This is a genomic window from Desulfobaculum sp., assembly GCF_054921475.1.
Window position 1 is genome coordinate 1 of sequence record NZ_JBUDSW010000014.1, and the last position, 25458, is coordinate 25458.

The 25458-nt window shown below is 61.8% G+C and carries 22 protein-coding genes; 4 read left to right on the top strand and 18 right to left on the bottom strand.

Annotated features, from left to right (window positions below; translation table 11 throughout):
* The first annotated feature begins 217 nt into the window (after positions 1–217).
* Both gnd and zwf read left to right on the top strand, forming a co-directional pair.
* Entirely contained in the window at positions 218–1129 is a 912-nt protein-coding gene (gnd, locus tag ACY69P_RS01705; protein ID WP_462326368.1) for a phosphogluconate dehydrogenase (NAD(+)-dependent, decarboxylating), read from the top strand.
* Between the two features lie 4 nt (positions 1130–1133).
* The gene (gene zwf, locus ACY69P_RS01710; RefSeq protein ID WP_462326369.1) at positions 1134–2681 is read left to right on the top strand and encodes a glucose-6-phosphate dehydrogenase; all 1548 of its coding nucleotides are present in this window, start codon (positions 1134–1136) and stop codon (positions 2679–2681) included.
* Between the two features lie 99 nt (positions 2682–2780).
* Here zwf and ACY69P_RS01715 read toward each other — a convergent pair whose 3' ends face one another.
* The 8 genes from ACY69P_RS01715 to ACY69P_RS01750 all read right to left on the bottom strand — a co-directional run bounded on the left by ACY69P_RS01715 (position 2781) and on the right by ACY69P_RS01750 (position 14585).
* Entirely contained in the window at positions 2781–4637 is a 1857-nt protein-coding gene (locus ACY69P_RS01715) for a PAS domain-containing sensor histidine kinase (protein WP_462326370.1), read from the bottom strand.
* A 25-nt stretch (positions 4638–4662) separates the two neighbouring features.
* On the bottom strand, positions 4663–7395 hold the full coding sequence (locus ACY69P_RS01720; RefSeq protein WP_462326371.1) for a sensor domain-containing protein: 2733 nt from the start codon (positions 7393–7395) through the stop codon (positions 4663–4665).
* Between the two features lie 263 nt (positions 7396–7658).
* A complete protein-coding gene (locus ACY69P_RS01725) occupies positions 7659–9875 on the bottom strand; it encodes a vitamin B12-dependent ribonucleotide reductase (RefSeq protein WP_462326372.1) in 2217 nt (738 codons plus the stop codon).
* A 289-nt stretch (positions 9876–10164) separates the two neighbouring features.
* Positions 10165–10584, bottom strand: a complete 420-nt coding sequence (locus ACY69P_RS01730; RefSeq protein ID WP_459900116.1) for a DUF2721 domain-containing protein — start codon at positions 10582–10584, stop codon at positions 10165–10167.
* Between the two features lie 87 nt (positions 10585–10671).
* Entirely contained in the window at positions 10672–11283 is a 612-nt protein-coding gene (locus ACY69P_RS01735) for a CatB-related O-acetyltransferase (protein ID WP_462326373.1), read from the bottom strand.
* Between the two features lie 13 nt (positions 11284–11296).
* Positions 11297–12970 carry a hydantoinase/oxoprolinase family protein gene (locus tag ACY69P_RS01740; RefSeq protein ID WP_462326374.1) on the bottom strand — a complete coding sequence of 558 codons (1674 nt, stop codon included), beginning with the start codon at positions 12968–12970 and terminating at the stop codon, positions 11297–11299.
* 98 nt (positions 12971–13068) lie between these two features.
* On the bottom strand, positions 13069–13821 hold the full coding sequence (locus ACY69P_RS01745; protein WP_462326375.1) for a hypothetical protein: 753 nt from the start codon (positions 13819–13821) through the stop codon (positions 13069–13071).
* Entirely contained in the window at positions 13818–14585 is a 768-nt protein-coding gene (locus tag ACY69P_RS01750) for an acylneuraminate cytidylyltransferase family protein (RefSeq protein ID WP_462326376.1), read from the bottom strand. Before ACY69P_RS01750 ends, ACY69P_RS01745 begins: the two co-directional genes overlap by 4 nt.
* Before the next feature lie 74 nt (positions 14586–14659).
* Here ACY69P_RS01750 and ACY69P_RS01755 point away from each other — a divergent pair, with 74 nt between their 5' ends.
* Complete coding sequence (locus ACY69P_RS01755) at positions 14660–15979, top strand: histone deacetylase family protein (RefSeq protein WP_404844090.1); 1320 nt, start codon at positions 14660–14662, stop codon at positions 15977–15979.
* Between the two features lie 119 nt (positions 15980–16098).
* On the opposite strand, the gene fliQ is transcribed toward ACY69P_RS01755, so the two are convergent.
* The 10 genes from fliQ to era all read right to left on the bottom strand — a co-directional run bounded on the left by fliQ (position 16099) and on the right by era (position 22892).
* Complete coding sequence (gene fliQ, locus ACY69P_RS01760; RefSeq protein ID WP_404844091.1) at positions 16099–16368, bottom strand: flagellar biosynthesis protein FliQ; 270 nt, start codon at positions 16366–16368, stop codon at positions 16099–16101.
* 17 nt (positions 16369–16385) lie between these two features.
* A complete protein-coding gene (gene fliP, locus ACY69P_RS01765; RefSeq protein WP_404844126.1) occupies positions 16386–17189 on the bottom strand; it encodes a flagellar type III secretion system pore protein FliP in 804 nt (267 codons plus the stop codon).
* Positions 17128–17463 (bottom strand): flagellar biosynthetic protein FliO, encoded by a 336-nt coding sequence (fliO, locus tag ACY69P_RS01770; protein ID WP_462326377.1) that lies wholly within the window; start codon positions 17461–17463, stop codon positions 17128–17130. Before fliO ends, fliP begins: the two co-directional genes overlap by 62 nt.
* Positions 17464–17520: 57 nt before the next feature.
* Positions 17521–18075: a flagellar motor switch protein FliN gene (fliN, locus tag ACY69P_RS01775; protein ID WP_459900109.1), complete on the bottom strand. Its 555-nt coding sequence runs from the start codon at positions 18073–18075 to the stop codon at positions 17521–17523.
* A gap of 49 nt (positions 18076–18124) precedes the next feature.
* On the bottom strand, positions 18125–18643 hold the full coding sequence (locus ACY69P_RS01780) for a flagellar basal body-associated FliL family protein (protein ID WP_404844094.1): 519 nt from the start codon (positions 18641–18643) through the stop codon (positions 18125–18127).
* 37 nt (positions 18644–18680) lie between these two features.
* Positions 18681–19415, bottom strand: coding sequence for an OmpA/MotB family protein (locus ACY69P_RS01785; RefSeq protein ID WP_462326378.1), 735 nt, complete (start codon positions 19413–19415; stop codon positions 18681–18683).
* Positions 19416–19424: 9 nt separating this feature from the next.
* Positions 19425–20249: an OmpA/MotB family protein gene (locus ACY69P_RS01790; protein WP_462326379.1), complete on the bottom strand. Its 825-nt coding sequence runs from the start codon at positions 20247–20249 to the stop codon at positions 19425–19427.
* Positions 20250–20272: 23 nt separating this feature from the next.
* Complete coding sequence (locus ACY69P_RS01795; protein ID WP_404844097.1) at positions 20273–21034, bottom strand: motility protein A; 762 nt, start codon at positions 21032–21034, stop codon at positions 20273–20275.
* Positions 21035–21049: 15 nt separating this feature from the next.
* Positions 21050–21766 carry a YggS family pyridoxal phosphate-dependent enzyme gene (locus ACY69P_RS01800; RefSeq protein WP_459900105.1) on the bottom strand — a complete coding sequence of 239 codons (717 nt, stop codon included), beginning with the start codon at positions 21764–21766 and terminating at the stop codon, positions 21050–21052.
* Between the two features lie 208 nt (positions 21767–21974).
* Positions 21975–22892: a GTPase Era gene (gene era / locus ACY69P_RS01805; RefSeq protein WP_462326380.1), complete on the bottom strand. Its 918-nt coding sequence runs from the start codon at positions 22890–22892 to the stop codon at positions 21975–21977.
* 193 nt (positions 22893–23085) lie between these two features.
* Here era and topA point away from each other — a divergent pair, with 193 nt between their 5' ends.
* The gene (gene topA, locus ACY69P_RS01810; protein ID WP_462326381.1) at positions 23086–25374 is read left to right on the top strand and encodes a type I DNA topoisomerase; all 2289 of its coding nucleotides are present in this window, start codon (positions 23086–23088) and stop codon (positions 25372–25374) included.
* The last annotated feature ends 84 nt before the right edge of the window (positions 25375–25458 follow it).

Here is a 25458-nt window from a genome sequence, read left to right on the forward strand (position 1 = left end):
TGCGCAAATGGGATCCCTAAGGGCCCACGGCCCTTAGGCCTGCGGAGCAAAAAACTCTGGCCCCCTCCCCCCTTCCTTGGGCCTGTTCTCCTCCCCCGCGCCCCCCTGCGCCTGCTCTCCCATTTCAAGCCCTCTTGCTTCCTGCTATGCTGAACCAAACGCACGAAGTCGGCGCGCTGTGCTGCGCGGCGCACATGGAGATGCATATGGAGGACTTATGCAGATAGGTATGGTTGGCCTTGGCCGCATGGGCATGAACATGGCGCGGCGGCTGCTTGGCGGCGGGCACGCTGTGGTGGCGTATAACCGCACGCCCCAGCGGGTGGATGACATCCGCGCTGCCGGGGCGGCGGGGGCGTATACCCTTGAGGAGCTGGTGGAGCAGCTGGAGCGGCCGCGCGTGGTGTGGATTATGTTGCCTGCGGGGCAGACTGTGGATGACCATATTGACGTGCTGATTCCGCTGCTGGACGCGGAGGACATCATCGTGGACGGCGGCAACTCGCGCTACCATGATGATATCCGGCGCGCGGCGAATCTGGCCGGGCATGGCCTGCGGTACGTGGACGCCGGGGTGAGCGGCGGCATCTGGGGGTTGGAGGTTGGCTACTGTACGATGCTTGGCGGCAACGCCGCTGATGTGGAGCACCTGACGCCGCTCCTTCAAACCCTTGCGCCCAAGGATGGCTATCTGCACTGCGGCGGACACGGCGCGGGGCACTTCGTGAAAATGATCCATAACGGCATTGAATACGGCATGATGCAGGCCTATGCCGAGGGCTTTGCGCTGCTGGAGGCCTCGCGCTATGGCGAGGAGATGGATTTTTCGCGCGTTGCGGGGCTGTGGAATCAGGGGAGCGTTATCCGCTCGTGGCTTCTGGAGTTGGCGGAATCGGCCTTTGCCGGGGACGCGCGCCTTGAGGATGTGGCCGCGTTTGTGGAGGACTCGGGCGAAGGGCGCTGGACTGTTGCCGAGGCTGTGGACGCGGCTGTCCCGGCGCCGGTGCTGACGCTGGCGCTCATGGAGCGCTTCCGTTCGCGGCAGGAGAATTCGTTTGCGGACCGGCTGCTTGCGGCGCTTCGCGCTGAGTTTGGCGGGCACGCGGTAAAACGTCCGAACAAGGAGTAGTGCTGTGGACAGTGTTTCGTCGTCTGCACTGGGGCGTGCATTTTCGCCGTCGGCGCTGACCCATGGCGAGTGCGCGCGTGGGGGCGCACCGGCGCCGTGTTCGCTTGTCATCTTTGGTGCGTCCGGGGATTTGACGGCGCGCAAGCTGTTCCCGGCGCTGTTTCGGCTGCTGCGTGGTGGGCTCTTAGACCCGCGAAGCACGGTGGTGGGCGTGGCGCGCTCCGGCATGGATGATGCCATGTTCCGCCGCCGCATGAAGCAGGCGCTTGAGGATGCCGATATTTTTGAAGAAGACCTGTGGAACCAGTGCGCGCAGAACCTGCACTACCACCAGTTGCAGTATGACAGCCCCAAGGAGTACGGCGCGCTGGCCGAGCGCCTTGGCCAGTGGGAGGCGGAGCGCGGAGATGGCGGCAACCGCCTGTTTTATTTGGCAACGCCGCCTGCTGTGTATGGCACGATTGCCGAGCACCTTGGCCGGAGCGGCCTCGCCCGCGAAACTGAAGAGGCGTACGCGCGGCTGGTGGTGGAAAAGCCCTTTGGGCATGACCTGCCAAGCGCCCGCGCGCTGGATGCCACCCTGCACGAGGCCTTTGCCGAGCATCAGATTTTTCGCATAGACCACTACCTTGCCAAGGAAACCGTGCAGAATATTTTGCTGTTCCGCTTTGGCAATGCGGTGTTCGAGCCGATTTGGAACCGGCGGTATATTGCGTCCATTACCTGCGCATCGTCGGAGAAGATAGGAGTGGAGCACCGGGCTGGATACTATGAGCACGCGGGCGTCCTGCGCGATATGTTCCAGAATCATATGATGCAGATTTTGTCCCTTGTGGCCATTGAGCCGCCCGCGCTCTTTGAGGCGGACCGGGTGCGCGATGAAAAGGTGAAGGTGTACCGGGCACTGCGCCCCTTTGCGCCGGAGCGGCTGCGGGAGCACTTGGTGCTGGGGCAGTACGCGCGGGGTGTGGTGGATGGGCGCGAGGTGCCCGCCTACCGCGAGGAGCGTGGTGTCTCCGGCTCATCCATAACGCCGACGTTTGCCATGCTCACGGCGTATGTGGACAACTGGCGCTGGCAGGGGGTGCCGTTTCACATCATGTCCGGCAAGCGGCTGCAGGAAAAGCTGACGCGCATTGTGATTACCTTCCGTGATGTGCCGCACTCCATGTTCCGTGAGGTGGCGCAGGGAGATATGGCGCCCAACCGGCTGGTGGTGGATGTGGCGCCGGATAATGCCATTTCGCTCCAATTTCAGGCCAAGGTGCCGGGGGCGCAGCTGTGCTTTCGGCCCGTGACCATGCGCTATGACTTTTCCGCCGAGGCCTCGGGAACGGGGCTGGATGCGTATGAAAAGGTGGTTCTGGATTGTATGCTTGGGGACCAGACGCTGTTTTGGCGGCAGGATGGCGTGGAGGCGTGCTGGGGCTACCTGACGCCAATTCTTGATTTGTGCGAAGCCTGCGGCGATGCGGAGGAGCACCTGCACCCCTACCCTGCTGGCTCGTGGGGGCCACAGGCCAGCCTTGAGACGGTGCGGACGCTGTTTTAGGGCGGCGCCATGCGGTGACGCTGGTCCACTAGGCGGAAACAAAACGGCCCGGACAGACACTGTCCGGGCCGTTTTGCGTGGTGGAGAAAACAGGGCGCCCTACCCGTTTGCGGCGTCCCATGTGGCCTGAATAACGGTGCCTTTGCCGGGCTGGGAAAAAATGCCAAAGTCGCCGCCGCTCATTTCCGTGCGTTCGCGCATATTTTCCAGCCCCATGCCTGTGGTGATGCGCTCGCGCATGGCGTCGGTGCTGAGGGAGAAGCCGCAGCCGTTGTCGCGGATGCGCAGGACAAGGGCGGCGTCCTCGTGGGCGAGGGTCAGCCAGACCACGCTGGCCCCGCTGTGGCGGGCGGCGTTGCTCATGGCCTCCTGCATGATGCGGTAGAAGGTCACCTTGAGGCTGGGCGGGATGTCGGCTTCCTCTATTTCTATGCGTTTTTGCACCAGCACGTGGGAATAAATGCTTTCGTATTCTGCGCAGAAGCCGTTCATGGACGTGATGAGGCCAAGGTCCTCAATACTTGGCGGGTGCAGCGCCGCCTGAATGTTGCGGATTTTGTCGATGAGGCCTTGGGTGAGGGTCACGACGCTGCGAAGGGGCTTTACGCTGGCTTCGTCCGCCACGGGGGCAACATCGAGAATGGCATTTTCCACCGCGTATTTGACGGCGGCAAGGGTCTGGCCCACGTCGTCGTGCAGTTCGCGCGCAAGGCGCTGGCGTTCCTGCTCCTGCGCCTGAAAAAAGCGGCGCGAGAGAATGCGCAGGCGTTTTTCATTTTCCTTCAGGCGCTGTTCGTACTGCACGCGGCGGGTCACATCGCGCCCGACGGCTTGGTATTCCGCGGGGGAGCCGTCGTCGTTGAAAATGATGCGGACGTTCCATTCCAAATGCCGCATGGTGTTGTCTGCCGTGGTGAGGCTGGTCTGACAGGTGACGATGGGGCATGCCCCGCACAGCGCGGAGACACCACGCCGCACCGCGCCCCGGTCCTGCTCGCTGATGAGGTCGAAAAATGTGGACGGCGGGGCCTGCGAGGCAAGGCGCAGGTTCTGCATGGCCCGGTTTTGGTAGGTGAGCGTACCGCTGCGGCGGAAGCGGCAGACGTATTCCGTCTGGTCCTCCACGATGGCGCGGTAGCGCTTTTCGCTTTCGGTGAGGGCGCGCTCCATTTCTCGCACGCGGGTGACATCCGTGACCACGGCGACACTGCCGTTGAAGTGGCCGGTTTCGGAAAACAGCGGCGCGGCGGAGATGAGGCAGTGGACGTTGCGCCCGTTGCTGCGGCGGAAATCAATTTCGTAGACATCGGCCTTGCCTGCGGCGCGGGTTTGGAGTTGCTCGCGGATGGTGGCGCGCGTTGTGGCGCTCAGACCCTCGTCAATGTAGTCCAGCACCGTCCGCCCAAGGATTTCCGCCCGCTGTTTCCCCATGATTTCACAGTATCTTTGGTTGACGGCAATGACGGTTTGGTCCGCATCCGTCAGGGCGAGGCCGTCGTTGAGGGTCTCGAAAACCTTGCGCAGGAAGAGTTCCTTGGTGGCCAGCATATGCGCGTAGCGCCTGTTGGCTGTCACATCCACAAGGGTGGCCAGCTTCAGGCCCGAGGGCAGATTGATGAGCCGAAAATTGATGATGTGTGTTTCGCCGTTAGCGCACGTGAGGGGATGCTCGCGCTCCACAAAGGAGCGGGTGCGGTCCTCGCGCCACAGATGCAGCAGGCGGTGGCGCAGCGTGGGGTCGGGATAGGCCCGGTGCAGCCATGCGCCAAGGGGGGTAAGGTCCGCAAGGGTATAGCCCGTCATGGCCGTAAAGCTGGCATTGACAAAAAGCGGCTTCGCCTCAGCATCAAAAACGATGATGCCCAGCTGCGCGTTGTCCATCACGGCGGAAAGGAGTTGTCTTTCGGTGTCTGTCAGCGATGAAAGGGACAGCCCGTCTGGGAAGCGGAAGGCCATAGGGAGCTACTGGTGGCTGAAGGTGTCAGCTGGTGCGCGCTCCAGCGATGAGGGCTTTGGCGGCGGTGGATTCGAGGGGGCGGGAAAAATAAAAGCCCTGCACGAAATCGCAGCTTAGTCCTTTGAGCAGGTCGAGCTGGTCGGCCTGCTCCACGCCCTCGGCAACAACGTCGAGGCCGATGGTCCGGGCAAGGGCGAGAACAATGCGCACAATTTCGGTGTTTTGGCTCCCCTTGCTCATGTCCACGATGAAGGACCGGTCCACCTTGAGTGTATTTACCGGGAATTGCAAGAGATAGGACAGCGAGCAGTAGCCTGTGCCGAAGTCGTCGATGGAGAGTTGAATGCCCAGCGCCTTGAGCCGCTTGAGCATGACAAGGGCGCTTTCGGCATTGCGCATGATGGCGGTTTCGGTGATTTCCAGCTTGAGGCACGAGGGGGTGAGGCCTGTTTCGTCGAGGATGCAGGTAATCTGGTCCACAAGGCTGGGCTGGGAAAACTGCACGGCGGAAAGATTGACGGACAGCACCAGATCTGCGCGCGAGGGGTAGGCGGCCTGCCACTCGGCCATGGTGGCGCAGGCTTGGCGCAGCACCAAAAGGCCAAGGTCAATAATATCGCCGGTGTCCTCGGCGTGGGGGATGAAGTCGCTGGGCAGAATTTCGCCGTGGATGGGGTGCCGCCAGCGGCACAGGGCCTCAAAGCCGACGACTTCGCCGGTTTTGATGGACAGAATGGGCTGGTACAGAACGTAGAATTCTTTGTTTTGGATGGCGCGGCGCAGGTCGTTTTCAAAGAACATGGTCCGCGCGGCGCGCTCGCGCATGCGGGTGGTGAAGACCTTGATGTGGTTGCGGCGGTCTTCGCGCCGGGCTTCATACAGGGCGATGTTGGCGTTTTGCAGAATTTCTTCGGGCTGGGTGCATCCGGTTTGACTGAGGACGATGCCGAAGCTGGCCGTCAGGCGGATGGAGCGGTCCCCAATGGTCAGGGGCTTGGCAAGGGCTGCGCGCACGCGGTGCACGGCGGTAATGGCCTCGCGCGGGGATTCCAGTTCGTCGAGGAGCAGGATGAATTGGTCGCCGCCAAAGCGGCACACGGTGTCCAGACTGCGCACGCAGTGCAAAAGCCGCAGGCCTGTTTCGCGCAGGACGCTGTCGCCAAAGGCGTGGCCGAGGCTGTCGTTGATGACGCGGAAGCGGTCAATGTCGAGGAAGACCACGGCGTAGTGGTAGTCCGGGCGGCGCTTGGAGCGCGCCAAAACCTGCCGGATGCGGTCAAGGCAGAGTTCGCGGTTGGCGAGGCCTGTGAGGGTGTCGTGCAGGGATTCGTAGCTGAGGCGGCGCTCTAAGCTTTTGCGGTCCGTGATATCGCGCATGCTGCAGCGGACGCCAAGGGGCGAGCCGTCGTCGTCAAAGACGCTGCGGCAGACCACATTCAGCCAGCGCATGCGCCCGTCCTTGCGGAAAAAGCGCACGTCGATGGAGTCCGTGTCCGAGTGTTCGTCGGTTTCCATGAACTGGGTCCAGATGGGTACATCGTCGCGGTGCAGCAGACCAAGCATAAACTGCGGGTCCGCGAGGAAGTCCTCCTCGGCGTAGCCCGTGAGCCGAAGGCATGAGGTGGACACATACAGCATGCGCCCGCCCGGTGAGCACCACGTCTCCAGCCCAAAGGCGGAGTCGGACACGGTGCGGTAGCGCTTTTCGGAGCAGCGCAGGGCGTCCTCCATGCGGATGCGTTCAATGGACAGCGCCACCTGCCCGGAGATGGCGGCCAAAAGGTCGGCGTCCTGCTCGGTGTACTGATGCGGATTGTGGTAGTCCTGAATGGCCATGGCCCCGATGATTGTGCCGCTGACCATGAGGGGAACGCCCAGCCACACCGCACTCATGGTGCCCACCACGCCTGAAACGCCCTCGCGCAGGCCGTCGCCGCCCGCGTCTACGTCCTGTGCATTGATGAGCAGTGGCTTGCCGGAGCGGATGACGTCCAGCGTCAGGCTTTTGGTGGCGGGGTCGCTGATGCCCCGGATTTCCAAAAAGGATTCCATCTCGTCCATGTAGTAGGGAAAGACGAGGCGGTCGTTGTCCTTGTCGATGAGGGCAATGTAAAAGTTGGGTGCGGCGATGTATTCCAGCAGAATGCGGTGGATGGTGGGAAACAGCTCGTCGATGGAGGGCGAAACGTTGACCACGTTGGCAATGCGGTACAACAGCCCGAGGCGGCGTTCGTTGCTGAGGCCTTCGCTGCGGGTGTTGAGGCGCTCGGTCACGTCCTCCATAATGCCTACGAGATTGGCGGTGCCGTCGGGATTGTCGTGCCGGCGGATGACGGCGTCCAGCCAGTAGCATTCGCCGTCTTTTTTGCACTGGCGCAGAAGCCCGCGCCACTCGCGCCCGTGGACAAGGGCGCGCATCATCCGGTCGCGCTCCGCGGGGGGCAGCATTTTGGAGGTGTGGGTAAAAACGCTCTGCCCCACCACTTCGTCAGTGGAAAAGCCAGAAATATCGCAGAACATGGGGTTGGCGTATTCAACCGTCCCCTCAAGGTCCGTGACCAGAACAAGCGTTGGGGAGTGCTCCACCACCGAAGGCAGCCACGACGGAATGCGTGTGGTTTGGCCGTGCTGCATGAGGCGGAGCAGGTCGTCATGCTCCCGCCGCAGACGGGCATAGCGTTGCCGCAGGGTTTGGAGCTCATCGTGGCAGTGGACGACATGCTCTGTACAGTGGTCTGGAGTGTTGTCGGTACCCATAGCATCCTGTGGGGCTGAGGTGGCAGATGGATATATGCCTTCCTGTATACGCTAGACCGATTGGATTGTGCAATGTGTTTTGTAAAGAGCGACGGTGTGTTGGAGCGTTCTCCAAAAGGTGATGCTGCGCTGGTAGTGGCGTTTTTCGGGGGATAAGTGCGTTGGCCGGGGCGTATGGCCCCATGGCGCGGCAGGTGGATGCGGCGCAAAAAAGCCCCCGGACCGTGGTCCGGGGGCTTTTGAATGTGTGGAGGGTGGCGGGGCTAGCCGCACTTGGTGTAGCCGCACGCGCCGCACAGGAAGCACCCTTCCTGAAAGTGCAGCTCCGCGCCGCATTCGGGGCAGGAGGGGGCCAACAGGTCGTCGCCTGTCACGGGCGATTCATCCTGCGTGATGTAGCGCTGCTCCAGCACCCACGCGAGGGCGTCGGGGATGGACATAATCATGCCCTTTTTGCGGAACACCGGGTGTTCGCCGCCAATGCCCTTGAGCTGCTGCACCACCGCGCGCACGGAGATGCCGGAGCGCAGCGCCAGTGATACCAGACGGCCGATGGCCTCGGCCTTGGCGGTGATGGAGCGGCCGGACTTGCCAATGGTGGCAAAGACTTCAAAAGGCTTGTGGTCCACCTCGTTGATGGTGAGGTACATGGCGCCAAGGCCTGTTTCGATCTTTTGGGTAAAGCCGTAGACCACGTCGGGCCTTTCGCGGACGATTTCCTCTTCCTGCACGTCGCCGGGGGCGCTGTCGCCGGTGTAGAGCACCTGCACGGCTTTGCAGCCGTCGCGGTAGACGGTGACGCCCTTGCAGCCCATCTCGTACGCCATCCAGTAGATGGCGCGGATGTCGTCCTTGGTGGCGGAGTTCGCCAGATTCACAGTCTTGGAGACGGCGTTGTCCGTGTATTTCTGGAAGCTGGCCTGCATGCGCAGGTGCCATTCCGCGGCAAAGTCCATGGCCGTGACGAACACGCCGCGCAGGTCTTCGGGCAGGTAGTCCATGTCGCGGATGGTGCCCTTTTTGGCGACCTCTTCCATGAGGGAGGAGGACCAGGCTCCGGCCTGCTTCAGGGCGTCTTCAAAATAGGGATTGACCTCCACCAGCTTGTCGCCGTCCATGACGTGGCGGGCGAAGGACAGGGCAAACAGCGGCTCAACGCCCGAGGAACAGCCCGCAATGATGGACAGCGTGCCCGTGGGCGCGATGGTCGTGGTGGTGGCGTTGCGGTAGGGGCCAAGGTCCTGCTCGGCAAAGATGGATTCATCATAGGCCGGGAAGGGACCACGCTCTTTGGCCAGCTTCTTGGACGCGGCGCGGGCTTGCTCGCGGATGAACTTCATCACCTGCTCGCCAAGCTGCAGGCCTTCCTGACTGCAATAGGGGATGCGCAGCTGGAACAACAGGTCCGCAAAGCCCATGACGCCGAGGCCGATTTTGCGGTTTTTGCGGACGGTTTCGGTGATGCGGTCCAGCGGGTACTTGGACGCGTCGATGACGTTGTCCAAAAAGCGCACGCTCATGTGCACCACGCGCCTGAGTTCGTCCCAGTCCACCTCGATGCTGTCGCCTTCGCCGCGCACCATGAGGGCAAGGTTCACGGAGCCAAGGTTGCAGGCCTCGTACGGCAGCAGGGGCTGCTCGCCGCAGGGGTTGGTGCTTTCCATCTCGCCCTGCGCGGGGGTGGGATTGTCGCGGTTGATGCGGTCAAGGAAGATGATGCCCGGATCGCCGGATTCCCACGCCTTGCACACCAAGCGGTTGAACACGTCGCGCGCCTTGAGCTGGGCGACCACCTCATGGGTGTGGGGAGTGACGAGGTCGTAGTCCTCGTCCTTTTCCACAGCCTGCATAAAGCGCTCGGTCAGCGCCACGGAGAGGTTGAAGTTGTTCAGCTCGCCGTCGCGCTCCTTGGCGGAGATGAATTCGAGGATGTCTGGATGGTCCACGCGCAAAATGCCCATGTTGGCGCCGCGGCGGGTACCGCCCTGCTTCACCTGCTCCGTTGCGGTGTTGAAAATGCGCAGAAAGGACAGCGGGCCGGAGGCCACACCGCCGGTGGAGCCCACCACGGCGTCCTTCTGCCGCAGGCGTGAGAAGGAAAAGCCCGTGCCGCCGCCGGACTTGTGGATAAGCGCGGCGTGCTTCACGGCATCGAAGATTTCTTCCATGGAATCGCCGACGGGCAGAACGAAGCACGCGGCCAACTGACCGAGGGCCGTTCCCGCGTTCATGAGGGTCGGCGAGTTGGGCAGAAACTTGAAGCTGGTCATCAGGTCATAGAATTCCTGCGCCAGCTGGTCCGGGGTATAGGGTGATTCGGTATATTTTGCTTCCTCGGCGGCAATGCCGGCGGCCACGCGCCAGAACATCTGGGTGGCGTTTTCCGTGGGGTTGCCTTCGGCGTCCTTGCGGTAGTAGCGGCGGCTGAGGACTACCTCGGCATTGTCGTTGACCGCTGCGGGGCGGATGGTATCGGGCATGGCTGGTGCGCTGCTCTGTGTCGTCTTCTGTAGCACGGTCTCACTCCGGAAAAATTGATGGAAATTGGACTGATGAGGGAGGGGGCCCTATCGCCGCAGACGCTACCTCAGAGGGCGTGTGAAGGAAAGCCCCCTCGGGGAAGAGAGATGGTTCCCACAGGGAAACGCCCCGGGATAGCTGGCGAAAAATTTTCTGTCCGTGGTTCTCCCCATACCCGTGGAATTCGGTGGGTACAGCAGCGCCGCCGCAGCGGGTGCGGCGGCGGAATGCACAGGCGGTGCAGGGGCGCTATGAGTTTTGCCCAGGCGTCTTTGGCGCGGCCTCTTCCAGGTCGCTGAGGTGGATATTGAGCGCCTGAACCGAGATGTAAATCTCGCGCATGGACCATGTCAGGGAGAGCATCAGCATCACGAGGCTGGCCCCAAAGAGCAGCTTGCCCACAAAGACCTGCCCGGCAAACAGCACAAACATGCACACCACGCATAAAAACAGGCTGAACACACCCATCGCCTGCATGTTTCGAATGAGTACCACGCGTTTTTTCAGGCTGTCTATCTGCTCGCGCAGATGCTCGCCGCCGTTTTCACAGTAGATGTCGTGCAGTTGGCGGATGCGCGCACCAAGGGCCAGAAAGCGGTTGGTGTAGGCCAAAAGGAGCAGTGAAATGGCCGGAAACAAAAGCGCAGGGGTGGTGACGGTGATGTCCATGAACGTTCTCCGTGGGTGGTGCGGCGCAGGGCGCGTGGTATGGGAAAGCGCACCCCGCACGGGGCGGGCCGTGCGGGGTGCGGTTGGCTAGCTGTTGGCCTTGTACAGCGCGGTGATATCGCCGCTGCACAACAGGTTGAGGTTGGCGTTTATGCGTTGGTCGTCCCAGTCCCACCATGCCAGTTCGTCCAGCATGCGCCGCTCGTCGTCATTGAAGCGGTAGCGGATGTGCTTGGCGGGGTTGCCGCCGACCACGGCGTAGGCAGGGACATGCTTGGTCACCACGGCGCGGGCGGCAATGACGGCGCCGTTGCCGATGTGCACGCCGGGCATGATCATGGCCTCGGTGCCTATCCAGACATCGTTGCCCACCACGGTGTCGCCGCGCGGCACCCAGCCGTCCGGGCAGTCCGGATAGTGCGGCATGTAGTGGAAGGGATAGGTCGCCGCCCAGTTCATCTGGTGGCCCTGATTGCCCGCCATGATAAAGGACGCGCCCGAGCCGATGGAACAAAAGCTGCCGATGACGAGGCGGTCCACGTCGTCCCGGTCCGGGGCGAGGTAGCGCACGTTTTCCTCAAAGTGGCAGCCGTGGTAGTAGCCGGAGTAATAGCTCCGCCGGCCCACGGTGATGTTGGGGTTGGTGATGTGGTCCTGTATCTCGTAGCCCTCAAAGGGGCTGGCAAACGGATTGGGCATGGTCGGGTCTTCTCTAGTGCGGCCTTGGGCCATCGATGCCCGGGCGCAGTTGGCATTTGACGCGGATGTTGCGGCCTGTGGTCACCACGCCGTCCACCATATTGAAGGCTTCGGCCTCGGTGATGTCCGGCGCTGCGTTCGTGGCAACGCCCTGCTCTTCCAAGTAGCCCGTGAGTGCGGCGAGGGCGTCGGCCTTGGCTTCATCCAGCGTGTAGTTCCGCGGGATGGACTTGGCGATGTCCAAGTTGGGGATGAACATTTTACCTTTTTGCGTGTCGGCAAACAGTTCAATATCCAGCGTGGTCCGCGTGAGGGCCGCCCCGATGGCGTTGGCCACGGGAGCGTGCTCCGGCAGGCCCACGGCGGCCCCAAGGCGTTCGGTCAGGACGCCCTGCATGGCCTCGGCCGGGCCGCCCATGGCGAAGTAGTGCTTGGGCGAAAGACGCTTGCCCCGCAGCAGTTCATAGATGGTGTACACGGGCTTTTCGTTGATGGCGGTGACCATTTCGCTCACAGCGCTGCAGATGCGGTGCGTGGCAAAGTCCACAGCCTGTTGGGCCAGCTTTTGCGGCTGCATGTCCCACAGGCGGGCCAGCTTCTCGATGCCCCGGCGCGAGGCGTCAACGTCGCCAAAACTGCTCAGGCTAAGGACGTTCAAGGCATCGGTCAGGGCCGGGCCACCCGCGCCCTGTGGCTGGACGGCCAGCGATGGGCCCTGCCGGTCCGGGCCGACGGTGACGCCGTGGGCGCTGACGTGGATGGCGGAGTCGCCCCCGATGCCGATGGACGACACCCGAAGGGCCTGCACCAGCGTGGGATAGGAGCCCACGGTCATGCCTTCGCTTTCGATAATGGGCGAGCCGTCGGCAAAGACGGCGATGTCCGTGGTGGTGCCGCCGATGTCGAGGATGACGGCGTCTTCGTCAATGTCGCACAGGGCCACAATGCCCATGACGCTGGCGGCGGGGCCGGACAGGATGGACTCCACAGGCGTGGTGCGCGAGGCCGCAAGGGGCATGGTGCCGCCGTCGGCCTTAAGGATATTGATATCCGCGGTGATGCCGAATTCCCGCGCGCTCTCCTCCACGGCCCACGCAAAGTCGTTGTACACGCGCCACACGGCGCTGTTGAAGTAGGCGGTGGCGATGCGGCGGGGAAAGTTCAAAATGCCGGACAGGCTGTGCCCCATGGTGATGCAGTCCGCGGCGCCGGAGTCCTCCACGGCGCGGCGCATGGCGCGCTCGTGCGTGGGGTTGCGGGTGGAGAACTTGCCCACCACGGCGTAGGCGCGCACGCCCGCATCGGCGCAGGCGCTGACGGCGCGCTCAAGGACGTCCGTCTCAAGGGCGGAGATTTCGGTGCCCCGGTGGTCGATGGAGCCAGGAATCACATGATATTGCGCGCCGGTGCGGTGGTGCTCCGGGTCAATGCCCGGCCCGGCGGACAGGATGACGCCAACGTCCTCGGTTTTCCCCTCGACGATGGCGTTGGTGGACAGCGTGGTGGAGAGGTTCACCCGGCTGATGTCCTGCGGGGGGATGTCCGCCAGTACGGCCTTCATGGCGCGGCGGATGGATTGGAGCAGGTTGTCGTGGTCCGTGGGAATCTTGGCCCACCCCATGAGGGTTTGGCCGTCGATGACAACGGCGTCTGTGTGGGTGCCGCCCACGTCAATTCCAAGCAACATGGCTGTATTCTCCGAAGATTTGTCCTGTGAGGATGTCGAAAGAAATTGCGTTACCGTATCAGCAATGCGGGGGCGCTGGAAAGGGCCGAATGGGGCGCTCAGCCTGCGCGGACAAGGCCTTCGCGCACGGCGTCCAGCGGTGTGCGGACGGCTATGGCCTGCGCTGGCAACTCCACGGCGGCCACGGCAAGGCGCGGCTGTGCGTGCCAGACGCTGGGCCAGCATCCGGTGGCGATGATAGCAAAGCTCCCCTCGGCGCGGAACACGGGCGGGAACTGCTGGCGTCCGGAAATGGTCCGCCCCGTAGTGGTGCACCGCAGATCGCCGCCGGGACCCTGCTCCCATGGCGCGCCTGGTGGCGTAAACCGCGCGCGCTCTGCGCCGCCGTGCCCGCTGCCCCAAGGCGAGGCCTCGCGCGGGGCGGCGTGGGGAGCCTCACCGTGCAGGGTCCAGCCCTGACAGGGGTGGTCGTCCGGGCGCACCGCGCTGACGGCAACGTCCGCCCCTTCGCGCCGCATGCGTTCAAGGGCGCTGCGTACAAGGGCTTCGCTGACGCTGCGGTTGCGGATGTCGAGAACAATCCACGGCGCTTCTGCCGGACGGGCCATGGCCTCTGCAGCGCCGGAGGGCAAAAATGGCGGCGCGTCCGGGCCGGGGGCGCAGGTGAGCACCTGTACACCGCGCGCGGTGAGGAGCGCTTTGATTTCTGGGCTGTCCGTGGCGGCTAGGATGCCGTCCAAGAGGGGCAGGCAGGCCAGCAGGTCCAGCGCCGCGCTGAGGTGCGCCTTCAGGCGCTCTGGCGAGGCAATGGGCTCCCCGGGGGTGAGAAAGATGGGCAGCAGGGCGTTCATGCGTCCTCCGGCCGGCGGAAGAGTCCGGCATCCAGCGCGGCTTCGGCAAGGGCGAGGTCGTCTTTGGTGTCGATGTCCACAAGGTGCACGGGGTTGGTCATTTCCTCATACCAGACGCCAGAGCCAGTAAAGCTGAGGCAGGTGCCGTCGTACAGGCCGTATTGGCGGAAGACCGGGGCCTCCTCTCCGGGCAGAAAGGCGTTGCCGCAGAGGTAAGTCCCTTGCCGCGCTGGAATGCGCGTCACAGGGACAACCACGGCGTAGCCCGCTAGGTTGCGCTCCACAAGGTGGTCCACAAGGCCGTCCGGGCGGAAGGGATGGGTGGGATAGAGTGTCGCGGCGACGTCAAAGCGGTCGCCCTCACGGGCGAGGGCGTCCACGGCGTGCCGGGTGACCGGGCCAAGGCGCGCCGTATCCCCAGAAAGTTCCGCAGGCCGCATAAAGGGAGTTTCCGCCCCCCACTCGCGGGCCACGCCGGCAATGGCGTCGTCGTCGGTGGAGACGATAACGCGCTGGATGCGGCGGGCGCGGCGCGCGGCCATGATGGACCACGCAATGAGCGGAACGCCGCCGAGGGGACGGATATTCTTCCGCGGCAGGCCCTTTGAGCCGCCGCGCGCGGGGATGATGGCCACGGCCCGCGCCGCGGCCGGGTCCGGGTGGGAGTGTTGCGCCGTCATTTCGGCAGTATAGACCGGGGGCGGCCTGCCGTCCACGCCGCATGCGGAGCGTATGAGTGTCTTTTGGGTGGAGGTGGTTGACATTTCCCCCTTTGCGTCGTCTCATCACGGGATGCGTACAACGAACAGTCCCGCGCGGTCATTGGAGAATCCGCACCATGCTTGAAGCACAACATTCACTCGGCCTTATCTTTTTCCCGGCCTTTGACTGGGCCATCAGCGCCACCCACCCCGAACGGGAGGAGCGCCTGCTCTACACGCAGGACCAGCTGCGCGAGGAAGGGCTTTTCGACATAGAGGGCATTACCGAACACAAGCCCGACGTTGCCACCAATGAGGACGTGGAGCGTGTGCACTTTTGCATGCCCGATGTCGCCACCGTGGCCACCAAGAGCCATCTTGTCTCCGCCGGCGGCGCCATCAAGGCCGCGCGCCTCGTTATGGAGGGCAAGGAGGACAAAGCCTTTGCCCTTGTTCGTCCGCCGGGGCACCACGCCATGAAGGTGGTCCACGGCAACCGCGGCTTTTGCAATATCAACATCGAAGCCGTGATGATTGAGCATATCCGCGCCACCTACGGGCACAAGCGCGTCGCCATCGTGGACACCGACTGCCACCACGGCGACGGCACGCAGGACGTGTACTGGCACGATCCGGATACGCTGTTCATCTCCCTGCATCAGGACGGGCGCACCCTGTATCCGGGCACGGGGTTCCCCATGGACCTTGGCGGTCCCAACGCCCTTGGGCGGACCATCAATATCCCCCTGCCCCCTTTCACCAGTGACGAAGGGTTCCTGCATGTCATCGACAATGTGGTGCAGCCCATCCTTGATGACTTTAAGCCCGACATTATTATCAATTCCGCCGGGCAGGATAATCACTTCTCCGACCCCATCACCAATATGAACTTCTCCGCCCGCGGCTACGCTATGCTCAACGAGCGGCTGAACCCGGACATCGCGGTGCTGGAGGGCGGCTACTCCATTCAGGGCGCCCTGCCCTACGTGAATCTTGGCATCTGCCTCGCCATGGCCGGGGTGGACTACTCCGGTGTGCGCGAGCCCGACTTTGACGCCGAGCGCCTGCGGCAGCCGCAAAAGGTGACGGACTACATCAAGGAGATGTCCGACCAGATGCGGCAGCTGTATTTTGCTCCGCCAAAAAGCGCCCTCAAGGGTGAGATGGTGGACGGCTTCTTTGTGCGCCACAAGGATATCTTCTACGATACCGACGGCATCAGCGAATCGCAGGTGGAGTCCGTGCAGGTGTGCGACGAATGCCCGGGCGTGTTGAAGATAGAAACGTGGTCCTCGGTCAATCCGCTGTCCGTCGGCATCCAGATTCCCATCACCGCCTGCGAGCGGTGCCGGAACACGGGCCTTCGGCTGTGGGAAGAGGCGCAGGTGAAGGGCAGCTACCGCTATATGCAGCTCATTAACCGAAAGGATGGCTACTGCCGCCAGTTTGGGTTCTAGCTCCTTCCCCTTCTTACGACGAACATGAAAAAACGGGCCCGGAAGACATAATGTCTTCCGGGCCCGTTTTTCGCGTGGACGAGACGCGCGGCGGACGCCGATGATGTTCTGCCCTGCCGTCAGCGGATATACTGCGGAATGTTCAGGAACAGGTTGGTGGTGTAGGTGATCATTTTGTCAAGAATCCATGGGAACGCCACAAGCAGCGCCAGAAAGATGGCGATAATCTTCGGTATGAAGGTCAGGGTCATCTCCTGAATCTGCGTGGCGGCCTGCAACACACTGATGAACAGGCCGACGCCAAGGCCGATGCCCAGCATGGGCAGGGAAATCATCAGCGTCATTTCAATGGCCTGACGCGCAAAGCCGATAACGAATTCCGGGGTCATAATGCGGTTTCCTCCCGTCAATAAAAGAAGCTGTTGACCAGCGACGCCGTTAACAGATTCCAGCCATCCACCATCACGAACAAGAGCAGCTTGAACGGGAGTGATATCATGACTGGTGGCAGCATCATCATACCCATGGCCAGCAGGATGGACGCCACAACCATATCCAGTATGAGGAACGGAATGTAGATGAGAAAGCCAATGGTGAAGCCCGTTTTCAGCTCACTGATGACAAAGGCGGCAATGAGCATGGGCATGGGCACATCCACCTTGGTCTGGGGCTGGTTCATACCCGTCACGGAGTAGAAGACGGAGAGGTCCTTCTCGCGCGTGTGGCGGAACAGGAACTCGCGCATGGGGATTTCCGCGCGGCCTAAGGCTTCCTGAAAGCCGATTTCCTCATTGAGGTAGGGCTGCAGGGCGGTGTCGTTCACCTTGGTGCCAACGGGCAGCATGATGACGAAGGTCATAAAGATGGCAAGGCTGGCCAGAACCTGATTGGGGGGCATCTGCTGCGTGCCCATGGCCTGCCGCAAAAAGGAGAACACGATGATGATGCGCGTAAACGACGTCATCGTGATGACGATGGCCGGAGCCAGCGACAAAATGGTGAGCAGGAAGAGAATCTCCAAAAGGACGGAGACCTTCTCCGGCTCCGCCTGTCCGGCGGCGAGGTTGAGGGTCAGCGAGGGGATGTTCGGTTCGGCGCAGGCCAGCGCCGGAAGGAGGACAAGCGCGGCCAGCGCAAGCGCCGCAATGCTAGCGGTCGCTGCGGCTGGCCGTTTGAAGCGCTTTGGAAAAATTGGTGTTGGTCTCGTCATCATCAGCGTCCATTTCTGTTAGCAGGTTGATGGTGGAGTCGGTGACTCCAAGCACCAAATGCTTATTCAAGAAACGGACCACCATGACGCTCTTTTTGGGGCCAAGGGCAAGTTGCCCTTCCAGTTTCAGGTCGCTGCGCCCCAGCATGCCAAGGCCCGCGCGGGGTCCAAAGCGCCGCAGCAGCCAAAAGCCCCCGAAAAGGACGGCCAGCAGCAAGCACAGCACCCCCACCACCTTGAGGGAGGCGGCACCCAGTGCTGGCTGGGGAGCCATATCAGGCCAACGGTGGCGGCGCAGGTGCGCGCGCGGCGCAAAAGGGCGTGCATGCGGCTACCCAAGCTGCTTCACGCGTTCGATTGGGCTGATGATGTCCGTCAGCCGTACGCCGAACTTTTCGTTAATGACAACCGCCTCGCCGCGGGCGACGAGCTTGCCGTTGACGTAGATTTCAAGCGGTTCGCCAGCCAGTTTGTTCAGCTCAATGACCGAACCCTGACCGAGCTGCAGCAGCTCGTTGATGAGCAGCTTGGTGCGGCCAAGCTCTGCCGAGACATCAAGGGGAATATCCAGAATGAAATCAAGGTCGCGCTTGGTGGCATCCGGGCGCGGAGCCTTGGCGTCGTCCGTCAAATCCTTGAACGCGGCGTCAGAGCTTTGAGCGGCAAAGCCCGCTTGTTTTTCCTGCTCGGCCTGCATGTCCGAGGCTTCGTCCTCGGCAAGAGCGGCGGCCCACTCTGCGGCCAAAGCGTCGTCGTCGCCATCACCGCCAGCGTCAGCTGCGGGGGCTTCTGCAGCGCCGTTCTGGGCGTCCTGGCCCTCGTCTTCGTCCGAGAGTGCGGCGGCCCATTCCGCGGCCAATTGATCCTGATCCAGTTCCTTTTCCATGCCTATCCTCGTATCGGGTCTGATTTTAATCCTGTCAGGTCCAATGCAGTTATTGGACCACCATCTCCGTGAAGTACACACGCAGAATGGACGACCCGCCCATAATCTGGTTCAGGCGCTTCACAATCTGGTCCTTGAGCTCCAGCTTGGCGTCGATGGAGGACAGGTCCGCAAAGGTCTTGCTGGACAGCAGCAAAATCACGGCGTCGCGGACTTTCGCCTCGGATTGATTGAGCGTTTCCGCGGCTTCCTTGCTGGCAACCTCCACGGAGAGGGTCAGCTTCAGGTACCTGCGGCCCAGCGGGTCCGCCAGATTGACCACAAAGGTCGGCAGGGTGACCATTTCCGTCTCGCCGGCGGGAGCCATGGGCTGCGCGCCGGGTTCCTGCGTCTGGGTTGTGGCATTGGCGGGGGCGTCACCGCCGCCCAGCAGCTTTTCCTGCACAATGGGCCAAGCAAAGAAGGCGCCGGCACCAATGGCCAGCAGCAGGACCAGCAGAATGATCCACTTGAGTTTCCCACTTTTTTTCTTTTCTTCTTTTGGGGCTTCCATTTGTTCGTCAGCCACGGTGTCGCTCCTTTTTTATCGGACGGAAGGTTAAAGTCTATTGCGTGTAGGCGCCAAGCCACGGGGTGGTCTTCAGCAGAATCTCAACCCGGCGGTTTTGCCCCTGCCCTTCGCGGGTGGTGTTGGGGGCGATGGGCCAGTTGGGACCATAGCCGGACACGGAAAACCGTTGGTCCGGAATCCCGCGCGACAGGAAAAAGTCCAGCACGGACAGCGCGCGCTCGCCAGAAAGGCGGTAGTTGCCCGCGGCGTTGCCGCCCACGTTGTCCGTGTAGCCGGAGATGTTGATTGGCGCGGTCATGTAGGCCAGCACCTCGGCCACGGACGCAAGCACAACCTTGGCCGGCTGGCTGAGCTCCGAACCACCAAGGGGAAACAGCACCTTGTCCGTCAAAACGAGGGCCACGCCCTCGGGGCGCTGCAGTATCTGGAGGTTTTCGTCCAGCGTGCTCTTGTTGATCTCCGGCGGCAGGACGTCTTCGGGGAACAGCAAATCCTTGATGCGCTGCTGTTTATCCAGCACTTCCCACGGCTTTTCAATGGCGTCGATGATGAACTTGATGCGCTGGGGGATCTGCCCGGCGCTGCGGTACGTCAAAAAGCCAATATCGTCCGTGAACAGTGTGATGCGCGTGAGGATGCTCCTGTCCATTGAGGACATACTGAGCAGGAGCACGAAAAATGTCAAAAGCAGGGTCACCAGATCGCCGAAGGTGATGAGCCATTCGTCGCCTGTCAGTCCGCCACTTTGTTTGGTCTTCGTGCGTGCCATGGCGGGTCCCTACTCTGTCCTGCCCCGGCGTTCAAACCGGAAGATGAAGTCTTTGTACTTGAATTCCTCGGGCGTGGTGTCCTTGCTCTGGTAGAAGAACTTGTCCTGCCAGCGGGCGTTGCGCTTGTCGAGGATGATGTCCACCCGCCGGTTTTTGCGCCGCCCCTTGGGCGTGAGCTCAGAATACCGGGGGTGGAAGCGGCCAAAGGCCTCAACGCGCATCAAGTCTGGGTCCATCCCCGAGTTCAGCAGAAACAGATACAGGCTCATGACGCGGCTAAAGGAGAGCCGCCACGAACTGTCCATGGGCTTGTCGCGGTCTTCCACGCGGTAGGCCGTGCCCTCCTCGTCGCGCAGGGACGAGGTGTGCCCCGCCAGCAAAATGGGCGTGCGCACGGAAAAGAACACCGGCAGCGCCAGTTCCAGCAGCCGTTTGCCGCCCGGCTTCAGGCGGCTGCTGCCGCTTTCAAAGAGTACATCGTCCGCAATGGAAAAGACCTGCACGAATTCGTTGGATTTGAAATCCAGGTCCTCGTTGGCGTCGTCCCAGATGAGTTCCTTGAGCGGCTCCAGGTCGTTGGTGTCCTCCACCTCGATGGGGCCGGGCTCCACGCTGCGCTTTTTATCCTGCTGGGAGAGAACCTCGTAGCTGTCGCGCCCAAGGCCAAACGTGCCCACGATGGACCCAAGGACCACCAGTTTGCGGCGTTCGTCCATCACGCTCATGCTCACGAGCAGCACGAAGAACGTCAGCATCAAGGTCATCATGTCCGAAAACGTGACGAGCCATGGTGGTGCTCCTTCCTGTTTTTCCTCTCGTTCCTTTCTTGCCATGCTGTTGTGTCCCGTGCCGGGAGCTAGTCGGTCTGCCGGCGGTCTTTGGGCGGCAGGAAGCTGTTGAGTTTTTCTTCAATGATGCGGGGGTTCTCGCCCTTAGAGATGGACAGAATGCCGTTCATGACCATTTCCTTGAGCAGGACCTCTTCCTTGCTGCGCGTTTTCAGCTTGCCCGCCATGGGGTTGAACACAAGGTTCGCCAGCACCGCACCGTAAAAGGTGGTCAGCAGGGCCACGGCCATGGCCGGGCCAATGGTGCTGGGGTCGCTCATGGTCTGCAGCATCTGCACAAGGCCGATAACCGTACCAATCATACCCATGGCCGGGGCAAACGCCCCAAGGGTGGAGCAGATGTCCGCACCCTTGCTGTGGCGCTCCTCAATGTAGGAAATTTCCGTCTCCAGAATTTCCTGAATGGTCTGCGGCTCCAGACCGTCAACGGTCAACTGCAAGCCCTTCTTGAGGAATTCGTCGTCGATTTCCTTGATCAGCGGCTCCAGCGAGAGGATGCCCTCGCGGCGGGCGCGGTTGGCGTAGTCCATGAACTTTTCAATGATTTCCGCCGGGCTTTCCAAGCTGGAGAAGAACGTCTTTTTGATGATGCCCATCACCCCCAGCACATTGGCCAGGGGGTAGTTCACCATGGTCGCGCCGAGGGTTCCGCCCATCACAATGAGCATGGACGGAATGGAAATGAATATCAGGGGGCTGCCCCCGGTGACGATGGCAGCGGCCACCAGGCCGAAAGCGAGGACAATGCCTATGAGCGTCGCAAGATCCATGGCGTTCGCCAGCTCCTACTGTTTGGTTGGTCGTGGCCCGAAAATGCGCGTTCCCACACGCACGATGGTTGCCCCCTCCATAATGGCCTGCGGAAAATCATCCGTCATGCCCATGGAAAGGACCGGGAGCGTCATGTTCAGCCGGGTTTCAAGCGCGTCGCGCTGGCGCCGCAGCTCCGCGAACAGCGGCCGTCGCTGCTCGGGGGTGAGGTCGAAGGGCGGCAGCAGCATCAGCCCGGCAAGCTCCAGACTGTCATAGCCTAGCACGGCTTCGGCCAGCGCCGGAAGCGCCTCCGGCATCACTCCCGCCTTTTGCTCCTCTCCGGCAAGGTTCACCTCAAGGAGCACGCGCTGTCGTGGCGCGGCAGCGGTACACAGGCGTTTATGCAAGGCTTGGGCCAGCTTAGGGGACTCCAGCGTGTGGATGAGGTCGAATCGGCAAGGGACAAACTTGGCCTTGTTGCTTTGCAGTTTGCCCGTAAAGTGCCACGAGATGTCCAAATCCGTCAGTTCGTCCTGCTTGGCGAGGGCTTCCTGAATGTAGTTTTCGCCGAACTGGCGCTGGCCCGCGTCGTATGCGGCGCGCACAGCACCGGCGGGGTGAAACTTGGAAATGGCAACCAGCGAGACGTCCTCAGCAGCGCGCCCTGCCCTGCGCGCGGCGTCTGCAATGGCGTCACGCGTACCGGCCAAACGTTCGCCGATGGCGCGGGCTTCGTGTTCAGAAATCATGAAAACTTTTCCTCATGCATGGATTTTGCCCGTGAAAGGCGGAAAAATATAACTGTTTCGGGGTGGTGGCGTCAAAACATCGGCGGCGGGCATGGGGCAGCGCGCCCCTTGCCGCAGGCCGCGTTTCACGCCGCAGGCTGGGCGTGGCACATAAAAGCGGCGAACCCGTCCCCGGCTCCGCCGCTTTCCGCTCATTCTGGCGCGCTGGTTATTCCTCAAATCCGCCGGTCAAGCCAATGGCACGCAGGAAGGGTTCGTCCTCGGTCCAACCGGAGCGGACCTTGACCCACAACTCAATGTGGACCTTCTTGCCGACCAGCTCCTTAATCTCAACACGCGACTTTTTGCCGATATCCTTGAGATTCTGGCCGCCTTTGCCAATGACCATGGCCTTGTGGTTTGCCCGCGCAACATAGATGATGGCCGACATCGTCAGCAGCTTGTCCGTCTCTTCCCACTGTTCAATCTCCACCGCCGTGGTATAAGGCAGTTCATGGCGCAGGCCCATAAACAGCTTCTCGCGGATGACTTCCGATGCCATAAACCGCAGCGGCACGGTAGAGATTTGATCCTCGGGGAACATGGGCGGGCATTCCGGCAGGTGCTCCTTGACGGACGCAAGCAGGCGGTCTACCCCTTCACCCTTGGCCGCGCTAATGGGCATAATCTCTGCGTTTGGCCAAACGGAGGTAAAATACTCCATCAGCGGCAGCAGATCGCTCTTTTCCTTTACGAGGTCAATTTTGTTGAGCGCCAGGTACACGGGCTGCGATGTCGCGGCCACGCGTTCCACCAGCGGATCCATTTCCTTTTGCAGCAGGTGCGGCTTTCTCGCATAGAGGTCCGCGTCCGCCAAAACGACCATGACATCCGCCGCGCCAGCGCCGTTCCACGCCGCCTGCAAGAGGAACCGGTTCATCTTGCCACGCAGGCGGTGGACGCCGGGCGTGTCCAAAAAGATGATTTGCGAATCCTCATCGCTGAGGATGCCGGTTATCTGGTTGCGCGTGGTCTGCGGCTTGGGAGTGACAATGGCCACTTTTTGGCCGAGCAGGTTGTTCAGCAGCGTGGACTTGCCTGCATTCGGCGGTCCCAGCAGGACCACAGTTCCAAATCGATGCGTCATGCGGAGTTATTCTCCTTGATAGATGATGTATGCTTTCGCCCTGTTAAGGGTGTTTTTTTCTGTCCGATATTGACTCGGGCAAAAGATAGTATACCGTAATCAGTTATGTTCCGGCACCGGAAACGTCCATCAATTCAATCCGAAATGCAAGGGTTGCCTTGCGTCAACCCTTCGGCTACGGAACCCACTTGTTATGAGTAAGAACTTAATCATCGTCGAGTCCCCGGCAAAGGTGAAGACCATCAAGAAGTTTCTTGGCCGGAAGTACGCCGTCGAGGCCAGTGTTGGCCACGTGCGCGATCTTCCAAACAAGAAGCTCGGGGTGGACGAAGATACCTTCGAGCCAGAATACCGTGTCATCCCCGGTAAGGAAAAGGTGGTAAACAAGCTGACGAAGGCGGCGGAAAAAGCCGAAGTCGTCTACCTTGCACCTGACCCGGACCGGGAGGGTGAAGCCATTGCATGGCACGTGGCCAACCTCATTCACGAGCAGAACAAGGACGCCACCATCCGGCGCATCCAGTTCAACGAAATCACGTCCCGTGCCGTCAAGGAAGCGCTTGAACACCCGCGCGATCTCGACGAGAACCTGTTCAACTCCCAGCAGGCGCGCCGCGTCCTCGATAGGCTGGTGGGCTACAAGGTCTCGCCTCTTCTGTGGAAGAAGGTCAAGCGTGGCATCTCCGCCGGACGCGTGCAATCCGTCGCCCTGCGCCTTATCGTGGAGCGTGAAAAAGAACGCCGCGCCTTCGAGCCCGAGGAATACTGGGTGCTCAAGGTGCGTCTGGCCGGCGAAAACCCGCCGCCCTTTGACGCGGACCTCTGGAAAATCAAGGGCAAGACCGCCAAGGTCGGCTCCGAGGATCAGGCCCTCGCGCTGGAAAAAGCCGTGCGCGAAGGCTCCTTCGTGGTGGAGTCCGTCACCGAGAAGGAACGCCGCCGCCAGCCCGCGCCGCCGTTCATCACCTCCACCCTGCAGCAGGAAGCCAACCGCCGCATGGGCTTTTCCGCCAAGCGCACCATGAGCACCGCGCAGCGCCTCTATGAAGGTGTGGACCTTGGCGAACGCGGCACCACCGCGCTCATTACCTACATGCGTACCGACTCCGTGCGCATCGCCGCCGATGCCCGCGACGCCGCAAAGGACTTCATCACCGATCGCTACGGCAAGGATTTTTATCCGCCAAAAGCCCGCGCCTTCAAGACCAAGTCCTCCGCGCAGGATGCGCATGAAGCCATCCGTCCCGTTGATGTGAACATCACCCCCGATGACGTCAAGGCCCTGCTCCCCTCGGATCAGTTCCGCCTCTACAAGCTCATTTGGGAGCGCTTTGTCGCATCGCAGATGGCCGCCGCCAAATTCTGGGACACCACCGTCATCACCAAAGCCGGTGAGACGCAGTGGCGCTCCAAGGGCGAGCGTTTGCTCTTCCCCGGCTACATGATGGCCTATCAGGGAACCAAGCTCGTCGAATTCCAGTCCATCTCGGCCCACAAGGCAGACGTCAACGAGCTGCCCAAGCTCGCCGAAGGACAGGACCTCACCCTTGAGGACTTCCAGAAGGAACAGAAGTTCACCCAGCCGCCGCCTCGCTACAGCGAAGCATCGCTCGTGAAGGAGCTGGAGGAGAAAGGCATCGGGCGTCCCTCGACCTACGCCGCCATCATCTCCACCATTCTCGCCCGCGAGTATGTGCAGCTTACCGAGAAGCGGTTCATCCCCACCGACCTCGGCACCGTGGTCAGCGACCAGCTCACCGAGCACTTCGAGACGCTTCTCGACGTCGGCTTCACCGCCAACATGGAGGAGAGCCTCGACAAGGTTGCCACCGGAGGTCAGGATTGGGTGGCGCTCCTCAAGGACTTCACCACCGACTTCTACCCCACCCTCGATCAGGCCAAAGAGAACATGGCCCGCGTGAAGACCGGTCTGCAGACCGAGATCATGTGCGAAGAGTGCGGCAAGCCCCTCGTCATCAAGTTCGGCAAGGCCGGGACCTTCCTCGCCTGCTCCGGCTATCCCGCGTGTACCAATACCAAGAACTTCACGCGAAACGACAAGGGCGAAATCGAAATCATCGAGAAGACCAAGGCCGAAGTGGAAAAGATTGGCCGCAAGTGCCCCGAGTGCAGCGGCGAGCTCGTTCTCAAGCGCGCCCGCACCGGCAGCCGCTTCATCGCCTGCGACAACTATCCCGACTGCACGTACACCGAGCCGTTCACCACAGGCATCAAGTGCCCCAAGTGCGGCGAAGGCGACCTCGTCGAGAAGTCCTCGCGCCGCGGCAAGCTCTTCTTCTCCTGCAGCCGCTACCCCGACTGCGAGTACGCCCAGTGGAACAAGCCCGTGGCAGAGACCTGCCCCGACTGCGGGTTCCCCGTGCTTGAGAAGAAGACCACCAAGGCCAAAGGCGAGCACCTCGCCTGCCCCAACAAGAAGTGCAAGTACACCCGCTCCCTCGAAGAGGAAGCCGACGCCTAGCACCCCGCATGCGCGGGCCCCGCACGTATTAAGATGACGTGGGGCGTAAAGAGACGACACGGAGAGGCCCTCGCGAGAGGGCCT

Coding starts and splice junctions, on each gene's coding strand:
- ACY69P_RS01800 (WP_459900105.1), bottom strand. CDS start 21,766: ATGATTTCTGAACACGAAGCCCGCGCCATCGGCGAACGTTTGGCCGGT.
- ACY69P_RS01735 (WP_462326373.1), bottom strand. CDS start 11,283: ATGCCCAATCCGTTTGCCAGCCCCTTTGAGGGCTACGAGATACAGGAC.
- ACY69P_RS01725 (WP_462326372.1), bottom strand. CDS start 9,875: ATGCCCGATACCATCCGCCCCGCAGCGGTCAACGACAATGCCGAGGTA.
- ACY69P_RS01790 (WP_462326379.1), bottom strand. CDS start 20,249: ATGGCAAGAAAGGAACGAGAGGAAAAACAGGAAGGAGCACCACCATGG.
- fliO (WP_462326377.1), bottom strand. CDS start 17,463: ATGGCTCCCCAGCCAGCACTGGGTGCCGCCTCCCTCAAGGTGGTGGGG.
- era (WP_462326380.1), bottom strand. CDS start 22,892: ATGACGCATCGATTTGGAACTGTGGTCCTGCTGGGACCGCCGAATGCA.
- ACY69P_RS01785 (WP_462326378.1), bottom strand. CDS start 19,415: ATGGCACGCACGAAGACCAAACAAAGTGGCGGACTGACAGGCGACGAA.
- topA (WP_462326381.1), top strand. CDS start 23,086: ATGAGTAAGAACTTAATCATCGTCGAGTCCCCGGCAAAGGTGAAGACC.
- ACY69P_RS01750 (WP_462326376.1), bottom strand. CDS start 14,585: ATGTCAACCACCTCCACCCAAAAGACACTCATACGCTCCGCATGCGGC.
- ACY69P_RS01720 (WP_462326371.1), bottom strand. CDS start 7,395: ATGGGTACCGACAACACTCCAGACCACTGTACAGAGCATGTCGTCCAC.
- ACY69P_RS01755 (WP_404844090.1), top strand. CDS start 14,660: ATGCTTGAAGCACAACATTCACTCGGCCTTATCTTTTTCCCGGCCTTT.
- ACY69P_RS01715 (WP_462326370.1), bottom strand. CDS start 4,637: ATGGCCTTCCGCTTCCCAGACGGGCTGTCCCTTTCATCGCTGACAGAC.
- ACY69P_RS01730 (WP_459900116.1), bottom strand. CDS start 10,584: ATGGACATCACCGTCACCACCCCTGCGCTTTTGTTTCCGGCCATTTCA.
- ACY69P_RS01795 (WP_404844097.1), bottom strand. CDS start 21,034: ATGGATCTTGCGACGCTCATAGGCATTGTCCTCGCTTTCGGCCTGGTG.
- fliQ (WP_404844091.1), bottom strand. CDS start 16,368: ATGACCCCGGAATTCGTTATCGGCTTTGCGCGTCAGGCCATTGAAATG.
- fliN (WP_459900109.1), bottom strand. CDS start 18,075: ATGGAAAAGGAACTGGATCAGGATCAATTGGCCGCGGAATGGGCCGCC.
- fliP (WP_404844126.1), bottom strand. CDS start 17,189: ATGACGAGACCAACACCAATTTTTCCAAAGCGCTTCAAACGGCCAGCC.
- gnd (WP_462326368.1), top strand. CDS start 218: ATGCAGATAGGTATGGTTGGCCTTGGCCGCATGGGCATGAACATGGCG.
- ACY69P_RS01745 (WP_462326375.1), bottom strand. CDS start 13,821: ATGAACGCCCTGCTGCCCATCTTTCTCACCCCCGGGGAGCCCATTGCC.
- ACY69P_RS01740 (WP_462326374.1), bottom strand. CDS start 12,970: ATGTTGCTTGGAATTGACGTGGGCGGCACCCACACAGACGCCGTTGTC.